General features: G+C 57.2%; 5 protein-coding genes. 3 read left to right on the top strand and 2 right to left on the bottom strand.

The window, feature by feature from the left end; all coding sequences use genetic code 11:
• A partial coding sequence (locus HDE72_RS27625; protein WP_221291432.1) for a hypothetical protein occupies positions 1-248 on the top strand: 248 nt, incomplete at its 5' end.
• Here HDE72_RS27625 and HDE72_RS27495 read toward each other — a convergent pair.
• Entirely contained in the window at positions 216-2,333 is a 2,118-nt protein-coding gene (locus tag HDE72_RS27495) for a TonB-dependent receptor family protein (RefSeq protein WP_183748763.1), read from the bottom strand. The genes HDE72_RS27625 and HDE72_RS27495 overlap by 33 nt on opposite strands.
• 372 nt (positions 2,334-2,705) lie before the next feature.
• Here HDE72_RS27495 and adh point away from each other — a divergent pair, with 372 nt between their 5' ends.
• On the top strand, positions 2,706-4,226 hold the full coding sequence (gene adh / locus HDE72_RS27490; RefSeq protein WP_183748761.1) for an aldehyde dehydrogenase: 1,521 nt from the start codon (positions 2,706-2,708) through the stop codon (positions 4,224-4,226).
• Positions 4,227-4,289: 63 nt separating this feature from the next.
• A complete protein-coding gene (locus tag HDE72_RS27485) occupies positions 4,290-4,658 on the top strand; it encodes a DUF779 domain-containing protein (RefSeq protein ID WP_183748759.1) in 369 nt (122 codons plus the stop codon).
• Here the strand turns inward: HDE72_RS27485 and HDE72_RS27480 are convergent.
• Positions 4,655-6,619, bottom strand: a complete 1,965-nt coding sequence (locus HDE72_RS27480; RefSeq protein ID WP_183748757.1) for a sigma-54-dependent Fis family transcriptional regulator — start codon at positions 6,617-6,619, stop codon at positions 4,655-4,657. The genes HDE72_RS27485 and HDE72_RS27480 overlap by 4 nt on opposite strands.
• Positions 6,620-6,856: the final 237 nt, after the last annotated feature.

The following is a 6,856-nucleotide window of genomic DNA, read 5'->3' as shown; positions in this document are numbered from 1 at the left end:
CCCTTCCCATCCCGAACAGGACCGTGAAACAACTTTGCGCCGATGATAGTGCTGCAACCAGTGTGAAAGTAGGTTATTGTCAGGCTTGTTATTCGAAAAAACCCCTTCCGGTGATACGGTTGGGGTTTTTTTACGTCTGGAGCTTTGCCTTTCACGGCGTACAGGCGAAAAAAAGCAGCGCTGCGCGCTGCTTTTATACTTTCAATACTGTTTGCTCAGAACACGTATTGCGCACTCACACCCAGTAACCAGTTACGGCCTGGCGCCGCTTCATAGTAGCGCTTGTTGCTATCGCCGACGATGACGGAACCCACATACGTACGGTCCAATAAGTTATTCAGGCGGGCAAATTGCTTGAAGCGCCAGTTGCCCAGGTTTTGCTTGGCATTCAGCCGGAGATTGAATACCGTATAGCCGGGCGCTGGTTTGTCGCTATTGCTGTCTTCCGCGTAAACCTGGTTGCTGGCCACGCTTTCCAGCGCCGCACCGTAGCGGTCCAGCGTGTCTTTCCAGGCCAGTTCGGCAAACAGGTTGGCGCTGGGCACGCCAGGCAAGCGGCTGCCTGACGCCACATTGGTGTATGCCTGCGCATACACGGCGTGCAGGCTGGTCAACGCCACTTTGCTGCTGAAACCGTAGGGCAGGCTGGAATCGAGCGATACTTCCATGCCCTGGCGCAAGGTCTTGCTGGCATTCTTGTAGCTGGTGCGCCCACCGCTGGAAAAATCGACTACCAGTTCATCGTTGGTCTTGACCTGGAAAATGGCCGCGTTGATACGCGTGTTGTTATTTATCCTGGCCTTGACACCCGCTTCCAGGTTGCTGCTGGTCGATGGTTTCAGATTGAAGTTGAAGCCGCCGCCCGTACCCGAGTAAAACAGTTCATTCAGGGTGGGCGTTTCAAAACCGCGCGCGGCGCTGGCGTAGACATTGACGTCGGGATTGATTTTATACAGCAAGCCCAATACCGGCGTCGTGTGGCTGTATTGCAAGCTGCCGCTATCGTCGCCATTGCTGAGGTAGTGATCGCTGACTTCCACTTTCATCTTGCTGTGGCGCAGTCCTGCGCTGAGCAGCCAGGGGCCGCTTTGCCATTCCGCCTGGATATACGGATCGAGGCTGGAAACGACATCCTGCTCATCGCGGCGCAGCCGGCCTTTCAGGCCAAAGGTATTGCCGATGTAATTCTCATACCCCGTGCGGTCATCGCTGGAGCGGCCGTAATCGATGCCGATGGTGGTGCTCAACTTGCCGCCAGCCAATTGGTTTACATGCAGCCAATTGGTGTCGATGCCATAAAAATTGCGTTTGAAATCGACCACGCCGCCCGACTGACTTGGGGGATTCTGGACGATCTTGGGAAATGCCTGGTACTGGATCACATCGCGGTTGCCGCCGTAAGCCGTCACGTGCAGGCGATCGTCGCCGAAGCGCTGTTCATAGGTGGCGCCGATTTGCTGGTGGTCTATGCTTTTGCGTGTGTTGTAGCGATCGGCCAGGGTGCGCTTCGGGTTTTGTGTATCCGTCGTGTCGATTTCGCCGGCGCGTGGATCGCGGGCAAACGTGGCCCAGGTGACGCCCAGCGGATCTTGCGTATTGCCCTGATGCAGGGAATTGGCGACGATGGTCAGTTTGCTGTCTGCATTTGGCTTGACGGTAATCTTGCCGAAAGCCTGTTCGCGCGTGGCGGCGCTATGGTCGCGGTAGCCATCCGTGCGAAAGCGCGAGCCATCGAGCACATAGCCGATGCCGCCTGCCTGGCCTTGCGCACCGATATCTACTTTGCTGGTGCCGTAGCTGCCGCCCGTCACATTCAGTTCGACGGAAGGCGGATTCTGGCCATCCTTGGAAAACAGCTGGATCACGCCGCCGGAATGGTTGCCGTAGATAGCCGAAAACGGTCCGCGCAGTACTTCGATGCGCTCGGCGGTATCGAGGTTGAAGGTGGCGGCCTGGCCTTGGCCATCGGGCATGGTGGCGGGTATGCCGTCGCTGATCAGGCGCACGCCGCGCACGCCAAAGGCGGAACGGGCGCCAAAGCCGCGCGAGGAAATTTGCAGATCCTGCGCATAGTTCTGGCGGTTTTGCACGACCAGCCCCGGCACGGCGGCCAGCGCTTCCGAGGCGTTGACGCGGATTTGACCATCCTGGATGCGGGCGCTGTCGACCACGTCGATCGAAGCGGGCACTTCCCGGCTCGGGTGTTCGATACGGCTGCCACTGACGACCACGACGTCCAAGACTTGGGCGTCCGGGGCATCGGCGGCGAAGGCGGTGGCGGTGCCTGCAAAAAACAGGCTGGCGATGGCGTTCAGGCGGAAGCGTTGTTGCATATAAAGGTACTCCAATGAGTTGCTAGGTGATGAGGCTTGCTGGTTGGCAGGCTTGCTACTTGTCAGACTGATTATGCCGACTCTGTCTCACCCGGTGCGCCACGCAGGATGGTGCCGCTAAGACAAGGGGGGGATTGTCACAAGCGCTGTACCAAGATGCAACACCTGTTCCATCTCCTTGTCCCATTTTGCAGCGCCCTGCAGGCCATGTGATCTGACGGTAAAAGCTTGCAAGTGCGCCCAAACCCGCTAATTTTGTAGTGTGGCCAGTGTTGGCACGGCATTTGCAGTTAAGAGCTTGTACTTCCCTGATGCGGTAGTAGTAGCTGTGACACGGTTTTTATCACTAACAACAATTAGATAGAGGACGACATGAATCTCGCAGACATCAGCAAACTGGGCGTGGCCAATCCCTTCAAGCAACGCTATGACAATTACATCGGCGGAAAATTTGTTGCGCCAGTCAAAGGTGAGTACTTCCCCAACATAACTCCGATTACGGGCTTGCCGTTTTGCGAGGTAGCCCGTTCCACGACGGAAGATGTGGAACTGGCGCTGGACGCCGCGCATGCCGCCAAGGATGCCTGGGGCAAGACTTCACCGGCCGAGCGCGCCAATATCCTGAACCGCATCGCCGACCGCATCGAGCAAAACCTGAGCCTGATCGCCACGGCGGAAACCATCGATAACGGCAAGCCTATCCGCGAAACGACCAATGCCGATATTCCGCTGGCGATCGACCATTTCCGCTATTTCGCTGGCTGCATCCGTGCGCAGGAAGGTTCCGTGGCGCAAATCGATGCGGAAACCTACGCTTATCACTACCATGAGCCGCTCGGTGTCGTGGGGCAGATCATTCCCTGGAATTTCCCCATCCTGATGGCGGTATGGAAACTCGCGCCGGCCTTGGCCGCCGGTAATTGTGTGGTGCTGAAACCGGCCGAGCAGACGCCAGCGTCCATCATGGTGCTGATCGAGCTGATCGGCGACTTGCTGCCGCCAGGCGTATTAAACATCATCAATGGTTTTGGACTGGAAGCGGGCAAGCCGTTGGCATCGAGCAAGCGTATCGCCAAGATTGCTTTTACGGGCGAAACCGGTACGGGCCGCTTGATCATGGGCTATGCCGCGCAAAACCTGATCCCCGTCACCCTGGAGCTGGGCGGCAAGTCGCCGAATATCTTCTTCGAAGACGTGATGGATGCCGACGACGATTATTTCGATAAATGCCTGGAAGGCTTCACCATGTTTGCGCTGAATCAGGGCGAAGTGTGCACCTGCCCTTCGCGCGTGCTGATCCAGGAATCGATCTACGAGAAATTCATCGAGCGCGCCCTGAAACGCGTGGCGGCCATCAAGCAAGGCAATCCACTCGATGCCTCCACCATGATAGGCGCCCAGGCATCGCAGGAGCAGCTGGAAAAAATCCTGTCCTACCTCGACATCGGCCGCCAGGAAGGCGCCGAAGTGCTGGCCGGCGGCGAACGCAACTTGCAGACAGGCGACCTGGAAAAAGGTTATTACGTGCGTCCGACCGTGTTCAAGGGCAATAACAAGATGCGCATCTTCCAGGAAGAAATCTTTGGCCCGGTGGTGTCCGTCACTACCTTCAAGGATGAAGCCGAAGCACTGGCCATCGCCAACGATACTTTATATGGTTTGGGTGCCGGCTTGTGGACGCGCGATGGATCGCGTGCCTTCCGTGTCGGCCGCGCGATTCAGGCTGGCCGCGTGTGGACCAATTGCTACCACTTGTATCCAGCCCATGCTGCTTTCGGTGGCTACAAGCAATCGGGCATCGGCCGTGAAAATCACAAGATGATGCTCGACCATTACCAGCAAACGAAGAACTTGCTGGTCAGCTACAGCCCGAAAGCGCTGGGTTTCTTCTAATTGGCAAGAGCATGACACCGCATTGCCGCAGGCCGGGCGATGCGGTGCGACGAAAGGACACTCATGAGTGCAGCAATAGCCAGGGTAGTCGCCACCGGGGCGGCGCTGGAGCTGATGGACACGTTGCGCAAACGCTATGGCCCGCTGATGTTTTTCCAGTCGGGTGGCTGCTGCGATGGCAGTACGCCCATGTGTTATGCATTGGGCGAGTTCGATGTCAGCGATAGCGACGTGTATCTTGGCGACTTGAACGGTGCACCGTTCTATATGGGCTTCGAGCAATTCGCTTACTGGGAGCATACGCAATTGATCATCGATGTGGTTGATGGCAATGGTGGCATGTTTTCACTCGACAATGGCACGGGCAAGCGTTTTTTGACGCGTTCGCGCCTGTTCAGTGATGAAGAGAATACTGTGCTGTATGCCAGCTAAGCGGAAAATCTACCCATGTTCGGCAGCTTGCGGTAAATCGTGTTGCGCGAAATACCCAGGGCCCGCGCCGTAGCCGAGACATTGCCGCCGTGCGCAGCCAGCGCTGCCACGATGGCGCTGTGCTCCAGTTCTTCCAGCCTGGCACCGTTGCTTGTTGCGGGGGTATAGTCCGCCATTGGGGCGGACTCTATATCGTCAAGGAAATCATCGGGCATATGGTGCAAGCTGATTTCCTGCTCCTCATCCGCCATCACGATGGCCGTGCGTAAGAGATTGGTGAGCTGGCGGAAGTTACCTGGCCACTGATGCTGGTGAAACAAGCGCAGCAGTTCCGGCGCCAGCGTGTAGCGCGTGCCTGGCGCTTCTGCCGCCAGAATCTTTTTCACGACGGTTTCCAGATCCGTGCGCTCACGTAGCGGCGGCAACTTCACGACCAGGCCATTCAGGCGGTAATACAAGTCTTCGCGGAACAAGCCCTTGGCCATGCGCTCGCGCAAATTGTGATTCGTCGCGCAGATCAGGTCGACATGAACGGGAATGGATTTGCTGCTGCCCAGTGGCGTGACCATGCGCTCCTGCAACACGCGCAACAAGCGCGCCTGCAAGCCAAATGGCATGTCGCCTATTTCATCCAGAAACAGGGTGCCGCCATTCGCTTGTAGTAGCTTGCCGACCGCCCCTTTCTTGCGCGCACCGGTAAATGCGCCATCTTCATAACCAAACAGTTCGGATTCGATCAGGGTTTCCGGGATCGAAGCACAATTGACGGCGATGAAGGGACCGGTTGCGCGCGGCGTATCGTTATGAATGGCCTGGGCCAGCAACTCCTTGCCTGTGCCAGTTTCACCCATGATCAAAATGGGAATGTCGCGCCCCAGCACCTTGCCTACCTTATCGATGACCAGTTCCAGCTGCGGGTCGCCCGTGCGCAGATAGCGCAGGCCGGACAAACGTCGGGCTGCGCCGGCCGGCGTGGCTGTGTTCGGCGCATTTTTTTCGGTGGCTTCGTTACTGGCGCTGAGGGAATATTGAAAGGCATGATTGGCCAGCCGTAGTTGTGCGCGGCCCAGTACGCGTACGCCGCTGGGCAAACACAAGTCCAGCAAGCCGGGCGCAGCCATGCGGTAATGATCGTACAGTGCTGACACGGGCAGGCCGAAGAGGGAACTGAAGGTGTGTGATTGCAATTCAGCAAAAGACAAGCCCAGCTGGAACAAACCATTCTTGTTGGCGGACAAAAAACGGCCGCCAGGGGTGAACGACGCCAGTCCTTCCATCAGAGTGCCGACAAATTCAGGCCGCGCATGGAAGTGCAGGGTGATCGCATCTTCAAACGTGGCTGAAAACAACTGGTTCTCTATCATCAGCGCCGACATGCGGACCAGGGCCATCGTATGTTTGTGAAAACTGCGTTGATCGCTGGACACATCCAGCACGCCAATGACATTGCCGCGGTGGTCAGTGATCGGGGCTGCCGAACAGGTCAGGAAATGATTCGCCGCCAGATAATGCTGATCCGCATGTACCAGTGTCGCCAGCTTTTCCGTGATGGCCGTCCCGATGGCGTTGGTGCCACGTACTTGCTCCGACCAGGCCACACCCGGCTTCAGCGCTACCCGGTTGGCTTTCTCGAGAAAATCATCATCACCCAGGGAATGCACGATCACGCCTCGGGCATCAGTCAATATCACCATGCTGTGGGTGTTGACGATTTGCTGGTAGAGCGCTTCCATGGCGGGCACAGCATGCGTGTGCAATATGCGGTTTTGCTCGATTAACAGCGACAGATCGGACTTGCCGATGGGCCTAGAGTCTGGCGTGGCAGTGGGGGAGAGTCCAAACGCCTGTGAGCGCTGGTGCGATGTTTCGATGATGGCGGGAGCGCCGTCGACCGGTTCCACGATGGCCGTTGCGATAGACGGTAAGGGGCCGCCACGATAAGTAGTTGATAGTCGCTGCATGATCTCGTTGCCTCCGTTGGGCTGCTATGGCGCAGCGCTCTTGTGTATGCGAGAGTGTTCCATAATGTAGCACCTGTGGCCGATACGCGTACAAGCCGGCGGTACGGGCGATCGCTGTTTGCTGTGATGTGCGTAAATAAGGCTTGCGGCGCCGGCTAGCCTTGGCTATAATTCGCCCCCTCGCTGAACGATGCATGCAAATGCTGAATGAAGCGAGTAAAAAAGAAGGTTGACGAA

The sequence above is a fragment of the Janthinobacterium saanense genome (genome assembly GCF_014200675.1).
Taxonomy (GTDB): Bacteria; Pseudomonadota; Gammaproteobacteria; order Burkholderiales; family Burkholderiaceae_D; genus Janthinobacterium.
This window is presented reverse-complemented; position numbering and strand designations above follow the sequence as displayed.